This is a genomic window from Pseudomonas frigoris, assembly GCF_047758635.1.
Lineage (GTDB): Bacteria > Pseudomonadota > Gammaproteobacteria > Pseudomonadales > Pseudomonadaceae > Aquipseudomonas > Aquipseudomonas frigoris.
Genome location: NZ_CP180479.1, coordinates 6,491,831 through 6,509,054 on the forward strand (window position 1 = coordinate 6,491,831; position 17,224 = coordinate 6,509,054).

Here is a 17,224-nt window from a genome sequence, read left to right on the forward strand (position 1 = left end):
ACTCTGTTCACGGTCAAGCTTTCGCGAGATGTTTTTCGCTAAAAAGCTTGGCCGTATTAAATTCTTCTCCGGAGCGCATGCATGCCCATAACCCGGTTAGGTATTTGCGCATGACCGCACCGATGGCCTGCATTTTCTTCTTGCCGCGCGCTACCAGAGCCTCGTAGAAGGCCTTCACATTCTCATCACAACGAATTGCCGTCATCGCCGGCATGAACATCGCTGCGCGCAAGTAAGCATTACCGCATTTGGACATTCGCCCTGGTCGGTTCACGCTGGTGCCTGACTGGGTCAACCTGACATCCAGGCCTGCATAGCGGCTTACCTGCGCCGATTTAAGCGTTACCGGAAGGGTCGTCAGCTCAGCCAGTGCGGCGATGGCTGAGGCTTCTCCAACGCCGGGGGCCGCCATCATGCAGCGAAACTGCAAACTCAGATCCGGGCATTTGGCGATGGCATCACGTGCGGCTTTCTTCAAGCGATCAATCCGTGTGTCCAGCCCTGCAATCGCCTCTTTCTCATCCTCGATCAGCAGCTCCACACTCGTTTCTGTCGCTTGTAGCGCGTGTAATTCGTTTTTGGCTCGTGTTCGATGACCAATCAGCCGATTGATATGGCGGCCAATCGCACGCAGCGTCATTTGATCGGCAGTAGGCGCAACCCAAAGCCTGGGAGTCATGCGCTCGCCATATTCAGCCAGCAATTGAGCGTCTATCTGGTCAGTTTTGCTGTTTTGCAGCATCAATTTTGCAAAATTGTGGAAGCTTTTGGGGTTGATCACCGAGACCGGCAGGCCGGCGGCGTGCAACTCCAATGCAAGATCCAGGTAGTAAATGCCGGTGGCCTCCATGACCACGCTCAGCGGTTTGAGACCCAACATTTTTGTCACGGCAGCCTTACGTCCTTTGGGCGTGTGCTGAATATCCCACTGGCCTGATGTTCTACCGCTCTGCCGCCATCCCATGACAGACGTGCGCGCACCAATGTCTATGCCGACATGAGTATTCATGCTTTTCACTTCCCTGACTTTCGGTAAGATTGCTCCTGGTTCCCCCGACCTCGAACTTCATGCCACTGCAACCTTGTAATGCGAAGTCCGACTTGTCGGCTTCTCGATACTCTTCGTGGTGGGCAATGAGGCGGGGGGGCCTCTCTACAGACAAGGTCAGGAGCAAATCCTGCCTTCAGGAGCGATCGGCCTCCCCCAGAAACGCACTTGCTGTTGTATGAATCCTTGAGCGTAACCTCTCTCGTTGGAATCAAGGTCAACATACAAGGAGCTGCCGAAGGCTGCGATCTTTTGATCTTAAAAGATCGCAGCCTCGTTGCACTCGACAGCTCCTACAGGGTCATTGTGCAACTATCAAAACTCGATGCGCACGTCGCCCTTCGGCACGCTGCAGCACGAAAGAATGAACCCTTCCGCCTCGTCTTCCTCGGTGATCCCGCCGTTGTGGTCCATTTCGACCTCGCCACCCAGCTTCATCACCTTGCACGTCCCGCAGATCCCCATCCCGCAAGCCTTCGGAATCAACAGCCCCAACTTCGCAGCGGCGGCATGAACGGTTTCACCCGGTGCAACACGAATGCTCTTGCCGGACGCCGTGAATTCCACCTGGTGCAGGTCCGCCACGTCGATGTCCGGTGCGTCTGCGGCTATTTCGGCTTGCTCCACCGCATCGGCACGGGCTTCCGGCGGTGTAGCACCGAACGATTCCTCGTGATAACGCGACATGTCGAAGCCGACTGCTTCCAGCATGCGCTTGACCGCGTTCATATATGGCGTCGGGCCGCAGCAGAACACTTCGCGCTCCATGAAGTCCGGCGCCATCAGTTCGAGCATCTTGTGGTTCAGGTAACCGCGATAACCGGCCCACGGCTCGCCCAGACCATGCTTCTCGCAGATCAGGTGCAGGCTGAAGTTATCGATCCGCGACGCCATGTGTTCCAGCTCGCGGTGGTAAATGATGTCTTTGGGCGAACGGGCGCTGTGGATAAACACCATGTCGACGTTGCCGTTGGTGTCGTAGAACCAGCGAGCCATCGACATGACCGGCGTGATACCGACACCGCCGCTGAGGTACAACACCTTCGGCGCGGTGAAGTCCATGGCGTTGAACAACCCGACCGGCCCGTGCACCGCCAGCTCCTGGCCTTCGTGCAGGGTATCGTGCAGCCAGTTGGAGACTTTGCCGCCCGGTACGCGCTTGATGGTCACCGAAAAGCTGTACGGCACCGACGGCGAGCTGGAAATGGTGTAGGAGCGCATGATCGGCACGCCTTCGATTTCCAGCTCCAGGGTGACAAACTGCCCCGGCTTAAAGAAGAACAGGATCGGCTGGTCAGCCATAAAGCAGAAGGTGCGCACATCCCAGGTTTCCTGGATGACTTTGACGCAACGGACGATGTGTCGACCATTGGCCCAGGTCTGGGTGGTTACCGGATTCAGGAAGCTGTTGGACATGCTGTTCTCCACCGCCGATGGTCGGCCTTATGTTGGCGATTCTGCGTAACGTGCGAACCACCCATTTACCTATCTGCGACATTCACATACTTATCGCGACCAGCCCCCAATTACCGGGGGTTGCGCGTCGGGAACAGATTGGGCCATGTCGCCCATGGATAAGGTTCCGGACAACGCCGGCCCCACACTCGCTCCACACAGAGACGATTTCTTTACACCCTTGCGTAGCAAACCGTATCAGCCACTATTTCGCCGGCCGCACAGAATGGCCTTGAGGATCAAATCGATGGACGTCACCGCAAAAATCAGCCTGGGCGATCCGCTGGAACCCGCACGCAAGGCCACCGCACAGATGCTGCAAGAGCGCGAGCGCACTTACTCGCTGCCGCAGCCGTTTTACTCTGACGAACGGCTGTTTGATATCGACATGCAGGAAATCTTCCAGAAAGAGTGGTTGATCGCCGGCATGGCCTGCGAAATCCCGACCAAGGGCAACTACCTGACCCTGCAAGTCGGCAAGAACCCGATCATTGTGATTCGCGGCGCCGAAGGCGTGATACATGCGTTCCACAACGTTTGCCGTCACCGTGGTTCGCGTCTGTGCACCAGTGAAAAAGGCAAGGTCGCAAAACTGGTCTGCCACTACCACCAGTGGACGTACGAGCTGGACGGCCGCCTGTTGTTCGCCGGTACCGAAATGGGCGCCGACTTCGACATGAAGGAGTACGGCCTCAAACCGGTCAACGTGAAGACTGCCGGCGGCTACATCTTCATCAGCCTGTCGGAGAACCCGCCAGCCATTGATGACTTCCTGTCGACGCTGAACCATTACATGGAACCGTACGACATGGAGAACACCAAGGTGGCGATTACCACCACCTTGATGGAAAAGGCCAACTGGAAACTGGTGCTGGAAAACAACCGCGAGTGCTACCACTGCAACGCGTCGCACCCGGAACTGCTGAAAACCCTGCTGGAATGGGACGACGTCACCGACCCGCGTGCCGACCAGGCCTTCAAGGACCACGTCGCGGCCTCCGCCGCTGCCTGGGAAGCCGAGAAGATTCCTTACGCCCACGCCAGCTTCGGCCTGCGTAACCGCATCGTGCGCATGCCGCTGCTCAAAGGCACCGTGTCGATGACCCTGGACGGCAAACAGGGCTGCGCCAAACTCATGGGCCGGATCAAAAACCCGGACCTGGGCTCGATGCGCATCCTGCACCTGCCGCACTCGTGGAACCACTGCATGGGCGACCACATCATCGTCTTCACGGTGTGGCCGATCAGTGCGCAGGAAACCATGGTCACCACCAAGTGGATCGTCCACAAGGACGCCGTCGAAGGCGTGGACTACGACGTGGAGCGCATGCGCCAGGTCTGGGATGCGACCAACGACCAGGACCGTCGCCTGGCCGAAGAGAACCAGCGCGGCATCAACTCCACCGCTTACCAGCCAGGCCCTTACTCCAAGACCTATGAGTTTGGCGTGGTGAACTTTGTGGATTGGTACAGCGAGCGTTTGCTGAACAACCTGGGGGCTGAGCCTGCGGCTTACCTCAAAGGGGTTCCGGTTCAAGGCTAATGTCAAAAGCTTCGCGAGCAAGCCCGCTCCCACACTTAACCGAGGTGTCCACAGCGTTTGTGAACACCTCCGATCAAATGTGGGAGCGGGCTTGCTCGCGAAAGCGCCCTCCCAGTCACTGCATCCTTCCCCCGCGAAATCCTCTCCCCTATAGAACTGTACGAAATATGATCTATTACGTTCAGGCCTATACGCCGCGTGCCTCCCAGCCTTCAGCAAACAACTTATCCACACCTCCACCCACAGCTATTGGGGACAAGTGTGAATTTATAGAAAACTTTCTCCACAGAAACTGAAGAAAATCCGTGACTTATCCAGAAGCAGGGTTTTTAGCAGCGATTGGTTGTTTTTTGATCGAAAGCTTGAAAGGCACGTTGTACGTGGCTTGCAGAGGATGGCGAACACCTTATCCACAGAAGCGCCAACAGACTTTGGGGGCAACTTGGGCGGATCTGTGGAAAACCGTTGGAAGCCGCGATAAATCGGGGTTTGCGCGAGGTTTATCAGCTTGAAACGGTGATTTGATCGTTTTTTGATCAGCCTCCTGACAAGCCCGGTTTATATGGCCTGTAGAGGACAGCGAACATCTTATCCACAGATGCGCTAACAGAGATTGGGGGCAAGTATTGGTTCGCGTATAAAGTTATCCTCTGAAAAAAGCGTGAAAAAACCGCAAGTTAGGCTGGTTGTTTTTTGTTCGAAGGGTTGTAGGGCTTGATTTGTATGGTGTGTAGCAAAGGGCGAACATGTTATCCACAGAAGCGCTAACAGGGATTGTGGGTAACCGCGATCAGGTCCTGTTGAAACACGACCAGCCCGAGTCGATGTCCAGATTCAACTCATAGTCATTGAATGCACCCCACCCAAGCAAAAGCGAAGGCACGTACTGGCCCAGCAACAACGACGGAGGAATCGTGTAGTCCGGGTAGTAGTTGTAGGTGATCGATTGGATATGGCCCGACAGGCTCAATTCACCCTTGAAGGTTTGGGAACGCGGGTTATCGGTGACATGAATGGGTGAGTTGCCCGGCGAGGACGACGTCAGGTAATTAACATTGCCGGTGTCGATAATCGCCGGCGTGGCCCGACGATCCAGGCGTGCGGCAATGATCAGTCGTTGATTAATGTCCATGCGCGCGTAGTTAATTCGCGAATCGCATCGCGCGGGAGGTTGGGCGTTAAGCTCCAGCATCTTTTTGGAGACCTTCAAACGCCCCAACTTACCGAGCAAATCGAGCCCCAGTAAGTTATCCCGATCGCTGACAAACACCAGGACGTTTCTGAACTCGCTTGAGCCGATCTTTAAAGACTCAAAGATCCCGAGTTTGGCAGACAGGTCACGTTCACCATAAAACGTGCTGTAGCCATAGTGAGAGTCGGTTAATAGCCTGATTCCCATCAGCTTCGCGGTTTCGTGGTTGACCCGGGTTTGCGGTGCGCCGGTGTCCAGAATGAAGCGTGACGAGACACCATTGGCCGCTTTGACATCGAGGTAGGGCAACACCTCGTCAGCGACGTGACCGCCGCTGGCGTAAGGATGAATCGCCAGCACCTCGTGCCGCTTCGTTCTTGTCACCGAAAAATCGCCGACCGCCCGCAGGGTTGTGAGGGATTCGCTGCCGAACATGGAAAACATCGTGTTGAGTTCAGGGTCATTCGCGATTGCCTGAGCATGACGATGCTTGATCGCCAAATAGTATTCGGGGATCTGGTTTGCGGTTTTGGCCTCGAACATCCGGGCGAGAACAGACACTGAACAATTCAGGTTTTTTTCAGCATCCAAGGCCTTGTCGCATTGCTGTTTCAGCTGCACCAAGGACGCTTTTTGTCCCTGTTCGGACTCTAACCATGTGTAGAAATCCGGAGCTGCCGGCCTGGTATCAGCCATCGAACTTGATGCTGCACACATAAAAAATGCAAGCAGCACCAGAGACGACTTTGAATTCACGCCGCCGATCAGACATGTCTCACGCCGACTGACCGCCCTCATGTTCAACCCATTCTAGAAAACGAGTTTTATGAACTAGCGCTGCGGCAACCCTGAGCAGCTCATAGAGAAATGTAGCTCACTAGGGCCGATACATCAGATAGGCCTCACCCGTGACCCGAATCATCGGATGGGGAGTGATCTGGCAGGTATCGACGATACGAAAGCCATGTCGCTCGTAAAACCGACGGGCGCCGGTGTTCACCGCGTAGTCGATCAGGCTCAAGCCATTGAGCCCCAGCTGGTTGGCGCGGTCGTAAGCGTAGGCGAGGAATTGCTTGCCCAGGCCCTGGTTTCGCCAGCCTTCATGCAGCGCCAGGCTGGAAATATAAAGGGTGTCGGGGATTTCCATCTTGGCGTACGGCGCCAGGACTGGATCGGTCACTGGAGGCGCCAGCGGATCGTGACGAATCACGTAGCTGTGCATCATGCCAATGACGTTTCCCCGTGCCTCGGCAATCAGGCAGTTCTGCCAGGAAAAATCCACGTCTTCACGGGCATACCGACTGGCGCCCACGTCCAGTAAATCCTGACCGGGCTGCGCCAGTTGACTCCAGATGTAATCCGCAGCGCCTTCTGATGAAATCTGAAACAAACGAGCAATCTCCCGCGCATCCGCGCGCAGGGCCGAACGAAATTCAACGGTCATTATTTTTCCTTGTGGGAGCGGGCTTGCTCGCGAAGGCGTCTTGTCAGCCAGCATCTGTAATAACTGACACGCCGCCTTCGCGAGCAAGCCCGCTCCCACATTAGATCTTCACTGGATGTCCGTTAGCGGACCACGCCTTCTTCGATCAGTAACTTGAGAATCGCCTCGGCGCCAGCCTCGGCACTCAGCCCTTTAAGCACCTGCCCGCCCCCGCCGCTGGCCTTGGCCGTCGCGGCTTTCATTCGATCCGCGCCGCTCTTGGCCTTGATCACCTTCAAGCGTTTAGGCCGTGGCTTGGCCGGTTGCAGCGTGGCAACCGCCAGCAGTTCATCGTCGATCACTTCGACTTCATCTGCCTGCAACACCCCGCGTCGGGCCGGGCCGTAAGCGCTTTGCCGAGGCTTCGGCGCGGCGTTATCCACAGTCGCGAGAAACGGCAGCCGTACTTTCAAGCGACGGCGTTGACCACGGGGCAAGGCTTGCAGCACCAGCGCTGAATTACCGTCGATGGATTCAACTTGAGCCAGCCCCACGACCAGCGGCCATCCCAGGCTTTCGGCCAGCAGGAACGGCAGCATGCCCGAGCCTTCGCCGGTTTCCGCCTGGCTGCCGGTCAGCACGACCTGCGCCCCGGCGTCACGCAAATACGCGGTCAACGCCGGCAGCGCATCGGCGCCTGAAGGTTGTTCAAGCACGTGCAACTGTTCCAGGCCCATACCCAGATAGGCGCGTAGTGCAGGTTCCGCGACGTCGCCGGCATGCAGCACTTGCAGGTTATCCCCAGCCAGTTGCAGGCCCAGTTCCACCGCCCGCGCATCCTGCTCCGCACGACGTGGCCGGCCGGAGGTCGGGTGGGCGCCGATGGACACCAGGCTGATGATTTTCGTGCTCATAACCCTTTCCTTTCCTTAAGCCGCATCGCGCTTGGCTTCATTGCGGTAAGCCTCTACCGCATCGATCAAGGCTTGAAGAATCTCGGCGCTCTCGCCGATCACCGACAGGTCGGCCCGTTTGATCATGTCGCAGCCAGGGTCGAGGTTGATCGCCACCACCTTGTCGCAGGCACCGATGCCTTGCAGGTGCTGGATCGCCCCGGAAATCCCCACCGCCACGTAAACCCGCGCGGTGACCCAGGTGCCGGACGCGCCGACCTGACGGTCGCGGGCCATGAAGCCATCGTCCACCGCCACTCGGGACGCGCCTTCGGTAGCGCCCAACGCTTCGGCGGTCCTGTGGAAAAGTCCCCAATCCTTGACCCCGTTGCCACCGGAGAAGATGAACTCGGCTTCGGCCATCGGAATCGCCGCCGGGTCCACCGCCACCGCGCCCAGATCCTCGATGCGCGACAAGCTTCGTGCGACGGCTGTGGATAACTCTACCGGCAACGCTTCGTGACGGGTTTCGCTGACCGGTTCGGCGCATTCGACGGCGGCCAGAATCAAGCGTGCAACCGGACGTGCAAGGTCTTGCAAGCCAGCACCCGCGCGGCCGATGCACTCCTGATCCTTGACCTGCCAGACCCGCGTGGCCGGGCGTTCGCCCAGCGCAGCAGCAAAGCGACGACCGAGTTCGCCACCACCGCTGCGGCTATCCGGCAGCAGCCAATGACGCGGGCTGAACTGGTTATCCACAGCCCGCAAGCCCTGGACTCTTTGTTCCGGTGCATAACCGCTGAATTCGTCGCCTTCCAGCACCAGCAAGCGATCGACGCCAGCGGTGGCAAAGGCGTTTTCTTTGTGTTCGCCGAAGACCACGGCCAATACCGCGCCGTCCTTGCCGGCCAATTGGTGCGCCAGGCCGAGCAGGTCGCGGTCGTGGCTGCTCAAGCGGCCGCCGACCATGTCCGGCACCACGCTGATGTAGAACGCCGGTGCAGGCACTTGATGCAGCGGCAATTGCACTTCAACGGCGGCCGAGCGTTTGGTCGCCCCGCCCTGTTGAGCGCCGCTGCGGTCAATGCGTTTGATGCCATTGGGACCGATAAAACCGATGCCATGGGGATTCTTGCGGATGACGCCGTTAGGCCCCATCCAGCTGTGTTGCGCCGGCTGCATGGCCGCGTGCAGCGGGTGCAGACGGTTGCGGGCGATCCATTCGGCGCGTGGGTCGCGGCGGATAATGTCGCTCATCAGTGGGCCTCCGCAGGTTCACGTTGGGCCGGTTTGGTCGGCTTGCTCGGGGCAGCGTCTTCGAGCAATGCGTCCGCCACCAGTTCGGCGATGTCCTTGATCAGCGGCCGGGGTTCGACTACGCCTTCGAGCATCGCGGTGCACTGTGGACAACCCACGGCCACCAGTTCGGCGCCGGTTTCGCGGATGTCCTCCATGCGCATGTCGGGGATCCGTTGCTTGCCCGGGATGTCGGTGATCGGCGCACCGCCGCCACCGCCGCAGCAGCGCGAGCGGAAACCGGAGCGTTGCATTTCCTTGATCTCGATACCCAGGGCGCGCAGCACTTCACGCGGCGCCTCGTATTCGCCGTTGTAGCGGCCGAGGTAGCACGGATCGTGATACGTCACGCTGCTGCCTTTGTGCTGGCCGAGGTTCAGGGCGCCAGCGCCGATGATTTCCGCCATGTAGGTGCTGTGGTGCTGCACGAGGTAGTTGCCGTCGAAGGCGCCGTACTCGTTTTTCAGCACGTGGAAGCTGTGCGGGTCGCAGGTAACGATGCGGTTGAAGCTGTATTTGGCCAGGGTCTGGATGTTGCGTTTGGCCAACAACTGGAAGGTGGCTTCGTCGCCCAGACGTCGGGCCACGTCACCGCTGTCGCGCTCTTCGAGACCCAATACCGCGAAGTCGACCTTGGCCGCTTTCAGTACTTTGACGAAGGCGCGCAAGGTGCGCTGGTTGCGCATGTCGAAGGCGCCGTCGCCGACCCAGAACAGCACGTCGACCGACTTCTTCTCGCTCATCAGATTGAGGTTCAAATCCGCCGCCCAGTTCATCCGCCCGCCCGGGGCGAAGCCGCCCGGGTTGTCGGTGGCAATCAGGTTTTCCAGGACTTCGGCGCCCTTGTTCGGGGTCGCGCCTTTTTCCAGCGTCAGATGGCGGCGCATGTCGACGATGGCGTCGACGTGCTCGATCATCATCGGGCACTCCTCGACGCAGGCGCGGCAGGTGGTGCAGGACCACAAGGTTTCAGCGTCCACCAGGCCGTTGACGATCGGTTGATGCGGGTTACCGGCGTGTTTGCCGATGGCCTTGCCTGGATACGGGCTGCCGGCGAACTTGGCATCGGTGCCACCGGCCAGACCGACGACCATGTCTTGAATCAGTTTTTTCGGGTTCAGCGGCTGGCCGGCGGCGAACGCCGGGCACGCAGCTTCGCATTTACCGCACTGCACGCAGGCGTCGAAGCCGAGCAGTTGGTTCCAGGTGAAATCCTTGGGTTTTTCCACGCCCAGTGGCGCGTTTGGATCGTTCAGGTCCAGCGGTTTCAAACCGGTGGAACGGCCGCCACCAAAGCGTTCGGCGCGACGGTGCCAGGCCAGGTGCAAAGCACCGGCGAAGGCGTGCTTCATCGGCCCGCCCCAGGTCATGCCGAAGAACAGTTCGCTAACGCCCCACAGCACACCGACGCCGAGGATCGCAGCCACCACCCAACCACCGAAGTTTTCCGGAAGGATGCCGGCGACCGGCAGGGTCAACAGGAAGAAGCTCGCAGAGAACGCCAACAGGCTTTTCGGCAGGCGCATCCACGGCCCTTTGGACAGGCGGGCTGGCGGGTTGCGACGACGCAGAAACATGAAGATCGCACCGACGAACATCACCGCCGAGGCAATCAACAGGGCAAAACCGAGAATGCGGCTGTGCAGGCCGAAACCGTGAACCAGTATCGCCAGCACAATGGACGCCACCGCACCACCGGCCGTGGCCACGTGGGTGTTGGCGATGTATTTGTCCCGCGCGACGACATGGTGCAAATCGACCATATAGCGCTTGGGCATGGCGAACAGGCCGCCGATCAGGTCGACTTTCGAAGCCCGGCCTCGGCGCCACATAGCCACCCGCCGCAACGCGCCGAGGACAGCGAGGCCCAGGGCTGCGAACAACAGGATTGGAAGAAGGGTGTTCAACATGGTGGAGCTCCCAAAGACCGCAGGGTCTTGCAGGCTTAACTAGCTGGATGCCTTGCCCGATTCCTGTGGGAGCGGGCTTGCTCGCGAAAGCGGCGGGTCAGTCGACATCAATGTTGAATGTCAGTCCGTCTTCGCGAGCAAGCCCGCTCCCACAGGGTTATCCACAAGCTCTTAGAAATCCTTGCACAACCGCAACGCGTCATAGATCGCCGCGTGGGTGTTGCGTTGCGCCACGCAGTCGCCGATGCGGAACAGCAAGTAGCCGTCGCCCGCCTGGCTCAGCGAAGGTTGCGGCTTGATCGCGAACAGGGCCTCGATGTCCATCTGGCCTTTGTTGCGCGACGCTTCCTTCAGCGCGTAATAGATTTCTTCGTCCGGACGCACGCCGTTTTCGACGACGACCTGGTCCACCACCCGCTCCTCTTTGGCGCCGGTGTATTCGTTTTCCAGCACCGCCACCAGCTTGTCGCCTTCGCGGTAGACCTTCTCCAGCATCATGTCCCCGGTCATGATCACTTCTTTGGGGTACATGCTGCGGTAGTAAGTCGGGAACGAGGTACCGCCAATCGCCACGCCCGGCTTGATGTCGTCGGTGACGATCTCGACCTGGCTGCCCTTGTCGGCGAGGAAGTCGGCGGTAGACATCCCGGTGAACTCGCAAATGGTGTCGTAGACCAACACGTTCTTGCCCGGTGCAACCTTGCCGTCGAGGATGTCCCAGCTGCTGACCACCAGACCTTCAGCCGCGCCCCAGTGCTCGTTCTGCTCCAGGAATGGATGGCCGCCGACGGCGAGTACCACCACGTCCGGACGCAGGTCGAGAATGGTCGCCGCATCCGCCGCCACGCCCAGGCGCAGGTCGACTTTCAACCTCGCTAGCTCAAGCTGGAACCAGCGAGTGATACCGGCAATCTGGTCCCGTTGCGGGGCTTTCGAGGCGGTGGTGATCTGCCCGCCGATGAATTCTTTCTTCTCGAACAGGGTCACGTCGTGGCCACGTTCGGCGGAGACGCGAGCGGCTTCCATCCCGGCAGGACCGGCACCGACCACCACAACTTTGCGCTTCACACCGGTCGACTTCTCGATGATGTGCGGCACACCCATGTATTCACGGGAGGTCGCGGCGTTCTGGATGCACAACACGTCCAGGCCCTGGTATTGACGGTCGATGCAGTAGTTGGCGCCGACGCATTGTTTGATCTGGTCGACCTGACCCATTTTGATCTTGGCGATCAGGTGCGGATCGGCGATGTGGGCGCGGGTCATGCCGACCATGTCGACGTAGCCGCCTTCCAGAATCCGGGTCGCCTGGTTAGGGTCCTTGATGTTCTGCGCGTGCAGCACCGGGGCCTTTACCACTTCCTTGATACCGGCGGCCAAATGCAGGAATGGCTCCGGTGGATAACTCATGTTCGGAATTACGTTGGCCAGGGTGTTGTGGGTGTCGCAACCCGAACCCACCACGCCGATGAAGTCGATCATGCCGGTGTCGTCGTAGTACTTGGCGATCTGCTTCATGTCCTCGTGGGACAAGCCATCCGGGTGGAACTCATCACCGCACAGACGGATGCCGACGCAGAAATCCGGGCCGACTTCAGCCCGTACAGCCTTGATCACTTCAAGGCCGAAACGCATGCGGTTCTCGAAGCTGCCGCCCCATTCGTCGGTACGTTTGTTGACGCGCGGGCTCCAGAACTGGTCGATCATGTGCTGGTGCACCGCCGACAGTTCAACGCCGTCCAGGCCACCGGCCTTGGCGCGGCCAGCCGCAGTGGCGTAGTTACCGATTACCCGCCAGATTTCTTCCGGCTCGATGGTTTTGCAGGTCGCGCGGTGCACCGGCTCACGGATGCCCGACGGCGACAGCAGGGTTGGCCAATGCTCGCCATCCCAACGGGAACGACGACCCATGTGGGTAATCTGGATCATGATCTTGGCGCCATGCTTGTGCATGGCATCGGCCAGATTCTGGAAGTGCGGAATGATCCGGTCGTCGGCCAGATTGACCGACTTCCACCAGCCTTGCGGGCTGTCGATGGCCACACTGGAGGAACCGCCGCAAATCGCCAGGCCGATCCCGCCCTTGGCTTTCTCTTCGTAATACTTGACGTACCGGTCGGTGGTCATGCCGCCGTCGGTGGCATAGACCTCGGCGTGCGCGGTGCTGAGCACGCGGTTGCGGATGGTCAGTTTGCCGATCTGGATCGGCTGGAACATTGCTTCGAAAGCCATGGCGGGTTCCTCGACTTACAACGGCTTGACGGTGAACAGGCCGTCGTCGTGGCCTTCTTCGGAGCCACCGTAAACCTGTTCGGCAACGGTGCGGATCTTGCTGCCGCGGGCTTGCAGAATCTGGTCCATGGCACCGGCAAACCAGCCCGTGAACATGTAGTCGACTTTGCGGCCGACCTTGCCGTACACGTAGACGAACGCCGAGTGTTCGAGCTTGACGCTGGCAGTGCCCTTGTCGAGGTCAATGTCCTGGATTTTGAACAGGCCCCAGCCGCGTTGCGACAGACGCTTCATGTAGTGCTCGAACACCGCAACGCCTTCCAGGCCGTGGCATTCAGCTTCTTTTTCACACCAGTGCCAGGCGGATTTGTAGCCGGCCTTGTAGAGGATTTCGGCGTAGGCGTCGGCGCCCAGTACTTCCTCGATGCCCATGTGGTTGTTGACGAAGAAATGACGCGGCACGTACAGCATTGGCAGGGCGTCGGAGGTCCAGACACCGGTTTCGCTGTCGACTTCGATTGGCAATTGCGGGGCGATCTTGGCCATGGAAACTTAACTCCAGAAAAATTCGTTGTGTTGTCGTGCCGTAGCAGCTGTCGAGCCTGCGAGGCTGCGTTGGGCGGTGAAGCGGCCCCCGAGGGCGGTCCTGCGGACCGCAACGCAGCCTCGTGCCTCGGCAGCTGCTACAGCGTTCGTTTGAAAAAGGGGTTACTCGCCCCAGACGTCCTTCAAGACGTTGACCCAGTTCTCGCCCATGATCTTGCGGACCACACGCTCGGAATGGCCGCGCTTGAGCAGGGTTTCGGTCAGGTTCGGGAACTCGCCGACGGTGCGGATGCCCAGCGGGTTGATGATCTTGCCGAAGCTGGTCAGGCGGCGGGCGTAGCCCTTGTCATGGGTCAGGTATTCGAAGAAGTCCTGGCCATGGCCCTGGGTGAAGTCAGTGCCGATACCGATGGCGTCTTCACCTACGATGTTCATGGTGTATTCAATGGCTTCGGCATAATCGTCGATGGTCGAATCGATGCCCTTGGCCAGGAAAGGCGCAAACATGGTCACGCCGACGAAACCGCCGTGATCGGCGATGAACTTCAGTTCTTCATCGGATTTGTTGCGCGGGTGAATTTTCAGGCCCGACGGCAGGCAATGGGAGTAGCAGACCGGTTTCTTGGATTCGAGGATGACTTCTTCGGAGGTTTTCGAACCTACGTGGGACAGGTCGCACATGACGCCGACGCGGTTCATCTCGGCGACGATTTCACGACCGAAACCCGACAGGCCGCCATCACGCTCGTAGCAACCGGTACCGACCAGATTCTGGGTGTTGTAGCACATCTGCACGATACCGACGCCCAGCTGCTTGAACACCTCGACGTAGCCGATCTGATCTTCAAAGGCGTGGGCATTCTGGAAGCCGAACAGGATGCCGGTCTTGCCCTGTTCTTTGGCTTTGCGGATATCGGCGGTGGTGCGCACTGGAATCACCAGGTCGCTGTTTTCGCGGATCAGCTTCTGGCTGGCGGCGATATTGTTCACAGTGGCCTGAAAGCCCTCCCACACCGACACGGTGCAGTTGGCCGCGGTCAGACCGCCCTTGCGCATGTCTTCGAACAGCTCACGGTTCCACTTGGCAATAATCAGACCGTCGATAACGATGCTGTCGGCGTGCAATTCGGCTGGGCTCATCAGGCTGTCCCCTATTAGCGATTCATGCGCCGAATCGTGTGCCGGCGCTTTGGGGCCAGCATATGCCTGAGGGAGGGGGCAGCCGGGTGCAAAAACGACAGGGGGTTTGCCGAAAGCGTCAATCCGCGACAAAGGGTCGTCGTCGGACGTCATGAGCCACCTGTTCAAGGGCCTGCGCATGGGCCAGAATTCGCGCCACTACTGGATGCTTTACTGATAAGGGGCGGCGACGCAATGAAATCGATCTTCCTGGCGTTAGCACTGATAGCGACCGGCGTACACGCGGCCGAAGAGTCCGACGACAACCCCTGCGACAAAGTCGAAAACGAGGTCCAGACCCTGGAATGCTCGGTCTACAGCAGAACCACCGCCGAACAGCTCCTAAAAGACAACTATCAAGGCCTGACCGAGCGCATGCAAACGGCCTACAGCAAGAACCCGGCACAACTGGCCGACATCACCGGCAAGCTCAAGGCTGCTCAACAGCAGTGGCTGAAGACCCGGGATGCGGATTGTGCGGTTGAGGCCTTTCCGGCGACGAGCGGTAGCAAGGCATTCACCATCGCGCAGAATGATTGCGTGGCGCGGATGAGTGACGAGCGGTCGGAGTTTTTGGAGTCGATTGGGCAGGAGTAAGCGCAAACGTCAATCAACTTGAGCTGTAAGCTGCAGGCCACCATTCGGGAAAGGGACTCACATGAAAATCTGCGGCATCGAAATCAAAGGCAGCGAAGCGATCATCGCCGTGGCCTCCCTCGACGATCAGGTGTTGAGCCACGTCGCTCTGGCCACCAAGAAAATTGCCCTCGACGATGACGACGAAGCCGCGAACGTCAAAGTGTTTGCTGCTCAGGTGGCGTCGTTTGTGCGCGAGAACGCCATCGATCGGATTGCGATCAAGAAGCGCAACAAGAAAGGCGAATTTGCTGGTGGGCCGACCACGTTCAAGATCGAGGGTGTTTTCCAGTTGCTGGATAGTTGCGAGGTGACGTTGCTGTCGCCACAGACCATCAATGCACAGAACAAGAAATTCGACTTTGAACTGCCGGCCACGCTGAACAAGTATCAGCATGAAGCGTTTAAAGCGGCCTGCTCCGCCCTGATGAAGAAGTAAAAGCGAAACCGGATCAAAATGTGGGAGCGGGCTTGCTCGCGAATGCGGTGGATCAGTTGACATCAATGTTGAATGACTGACCGCATTCGCGAGCAAGCCCGCTCCCACATTTTGTCTTGTGTACAGGCTTCTGGCGCGATCAAACCAGTTCCCGACCACCCCCCAGCCGCCGTCGGTCTTCCCTTGGACACCGCTCAAACCGTGCCCGATAACTCCGGGTGAAATACGACGGTGATTCAAACCCGCACGCGATACTCACTTCCAACACGCTCATATCGGTTTGCCGCAACAACTGCCGCGCCTTCTCCAGCCTTAACCGCAGGTAAAAATTGCTCGGTGTGTCGTTCAGGTGCAGGCGAAACAATCGCTCCAACTGCCGTCGCGTCACCTTGATCGATTCGGCCAATTCCAGCGTGCTCAGCGGCGGCTCGCTGTGCTGCTCCATCTCCCCAATCACCTGCACCAGTTTCTTGTTGCTGATGCCATAACGCGTGGCGACTTCCATGCGCTGGTGGTCTTTGCGCGGGCGGATGCGGCCGAGCACGAATTGTTCGCTGACCTGGATCGCCAGTTCCGGGCCATGGGCCTGGCTGATGAGGTCGAGCATCAGGTCGATGGACGCAGTGCCGCCGGCAGAGGTGATGCGCCGGCGGTCGATCTCGAACAGCTCCTGGGTGACGCTGAGCTGTGGATAAGACTCCTTGAACGCGTCGATGGCTTCCCAGTGCAGGGTCAGGCGATGGCCGTCGAGCAGGCCGGCCTCGGCGAGGATGAAGCTGCCGGTGTCGATGGCGCCGAGGGTCACGCCTTCGTTGTCCAGCCGGCGCAGCCAGTGTTCCAGCGCCGGGGTTGCGAACTTCAGCGGCTCGAAACCGGCTACCACCAACAACGTCGCACCTTTCTTCAGCGGTTCCAGCGCCGCATCGGCGTTGACCGACATGCCGTTGCTGGCCAGCACCGCCCCGCCGTCCGCGCTGAGCACATGCCAGCGGTAGAGCTCGCCACGAAAGCGATTGGCAACCCGCAGCGGCTCGATGGCAGAGATAAATCCAATCGCCGAGAAACCCGGCATCAACAAGAAGTAGAAATCCTGGGACATGGAGCGCACTCGACTGGCAGGTAACGAGAGGGCGGGAAGCGTGTGGACGTTGATACGCCACTTGCAAGAGGCATTCAAGAGCGCAGGTCGCTGCAGTGCAAGAGCTGGTCGCCGCAGTGCGCTTTAGCGGGCCTTAAGCTGCGTAACTTGGCATCACCGGCGCACGGCGCATCCGGTCTTACGGATAGCTGCTCAATTTTTGCGGCGTCTGTTGCCCTCAAGCTGCGTTGCCGCTCCTCGTCATAGCGAGCTATGACTCGTCGCGGCGCCTTGCCTGAGGACAACAGCCACTCGCCAAAATATGAGCGCTATCCGCAAGACCGGATGCAGACG

14 protein-coding genes are annotated in these 17,224 nt (G+C 59.1%); 3 read left to right on the forward strand and 11 right to left on the reverse strand.

Translation table 11 applies throughout. The features are described 5' to 3' along the window. Nucleotides 1-13: 13 nt before the first annotated feature. On the reverse strand, nucleotides 14-1,009 hold the full coding sequence (locus ACMXYH_RS29995; RefSeq protein WP_415765780.1) for an IS110 family transposase: 996 nt from the start codon (nucleotides 1,007-1,009) through the stop codon (nucleotides 14-16). Between the two features lie 354 nt (nucleotides 1,010-1,363). Then, nucleotides 1,364-2,464, reverse strand: a complete 1,101-nt coding sequence (gene gbcB, locus ACMXYH_RS30000) for a glycine-betaine demethylase subunit GbcB (RefSeq protein ID WP_129440532.1) — start codon at nucleotides 2,462-2,464, stop codon at nucleotides 1,364-1,366. Nucleotides 2,465-2,750: 286 nt separating this feature from the next. Between gbcB and gbcA the strand changes: the two genes are divergently transcribed. After that, entirely contained in the window at nucleotides 2,751-4,046 is a 1,296-nt protein-coding gene (gene gbcA / locus ACMXYH_RS30005) for a glycine-betaine demethylase subunit GbcA (RefSeq protein ID WP_129440530.1), read from the forward strand. A gap of 790 nt (nucleotides 4,047-4,836) precedes the next feature. Here gbcA and ACMXYH_RS30010 read toward each other — a convergent pair. From ACMXYH_RS30010 to ACMXYH_RS30045, 8 genes are all read right to left on the reverse strand, one after another. After that, nucleotides 4,837-6,036, reverse strand: coding sequence for a retropepsin-like aspartic protease (locus ACMXYH_RS30010; protein ID WP_415765781.1), 1,200 nt, complete (start codon nucleotides 6,034-6,036; stop codon nucleotides 4,837-4,839). 79 nt (nucleotides 6,037-6,115) lie between these two features. Next, a complete protein-coding gene (locus tag ACMXYH_RS30015; protein ID WP_129440526.1) occupies nucleotides 6,116-6,682 on the reverse strand; it encodes a GNAT family N-acetyltransferase in 567 nt (188 codons plus the stop codon). Nucleotides 6,683-6,804: 122 nt separating this feature from the next. Then, nucleotides 6,805-7,575 carry an electron transfer flavoprotein subunit beta gene (locus ACMXYH_RS30020; protein WP_123368597.1) on the reverse strand — a complete coding sequence of 257 codons (771 nt, stop codon included), beginning with the start codon at nucleotides 7,573-7,575 and terminating at the stop codon, nucleotides 6,805-6,807. 15 nt (nucleotides 7,576-7,590) lie between these two features. After that, nucleotides 7,591-8,811 (reverse strand): electron transfer flavoprotein subunit alpha/FixB family protein, encoded by a 1,221-nt coding sequence (locus tag ACMXYH_RS30025; RefSeq protein ID WP_415765782.1) that lies wholly within the window; start codon nucleotides 8,809-8,811, stop codon nucleotides 7,591-7,593. After that, nucleotides 8,811-10,760: a dimethylglycine demethylation protein DgcB gene (gene dgcB, locus ACMXYH_RS30030; RefSeq protein ID WP_415765784.1), complete on the reverse strand. Its 1,950-nt coding sequence runs from the start codon at nucleotides 10,758-10,760 to the stop codon at nucleotides 8,811-8,813. Before dgcB ends, ACMXYH_RS30025 begins: the two co-directional genes overlap by 1 nt. Nucleotides 10,761-10,931: 171 nt before the next feature. Next, complete coding sequence (dgcA, locus tag ACMXYH_RS30035; protein ID WP_415765785.1) at nucleotides 10,932-12,992, reverse strand: dimethylglycine demethylation protein DgcA; 2,061 nt, start codon at nucleotides 12,990-12,992, stop codon at nucleotides 10,932-10,934. 15 nt (nucleotides 12,993-13,007) lie between these two features. Continuing rightward, nucleotides 13,008-13,538: a DUF5943 domain-containing protein gene (locus ACMXYH_RS30040; protein WP_008033249.1), complete on the reverse strand. Its 531-nt coding sequence runs from the start codon at nucleotides 13,536-13,538 to the stop codon at nucleotides 13,008-13,010. Between the two features lie 162 nt (nucleotides 13,539-13,700). Beyond that, nucleotides 13,701-14,678 carry a dipeptidase gene (locus tag ACMXYH_RS30045; protein WP_008033250.1) on the reverse strand — a complete coding sequence of 326 codons (978 nt, stop codon included), beginning with the start codon at nucleotides 14,676-14,678 and terminating at the stop codon, nucleotides 13,701-13,703. A gap of 234 nt (nucleotides 14,679-14,912) precedes the next feature. On the opposite strand from ACMXYH_RS30045, the gene ACMXYH_RS30050 reads away from it, so the two are divergent. Next, on the forward strand, nucleotides 14,913-15,314 hold the full coding sequence (locus ACMXYH_RS30050; protein ID WP_415765786.1) for a lysozyme inhibitor LprI family protein: 402 nt from the start codon (nucleotides 14,913-14,915) through the stop codon (nucleotides 15,312-15,314). A 61-nt stretch (nucleotides 15,315-15,375) separates the two neighbouring features. Continuing rightward, nucleotides 15,376-15,792 carry a DUF3010 family protein gene (locus ACMXYH_RS30055; protein WP_415765787.1) on the forward strand — a complete coding sequence of 139 codons (417 nt, stop codon included), beginning with the start codon at nucleotides 15,376-15,378 and terminating at the stop codon, nucleotides 15,790-15,792. A 139-nt stretch (nucleotides 15,793-15,931) separates the two neighbouring features. Here the strand turns inward: ACMXYH_RS30055 and ACMXYH_RS30060 are convergent, their stop codons facing one another. Continuing rightward, a complete protein-coding gene (locus ACMXYH_RS30060) occupies nucleotides 15,932-16,891 on the reverse strand; it encodes a GlxA family transcriptional regulator (protein ID WP_415765788.1) in 960 nt (319 codons plus the stop codon). Nucleotides 16,892-17,224 lie beyond the last annotated feature (333 nt).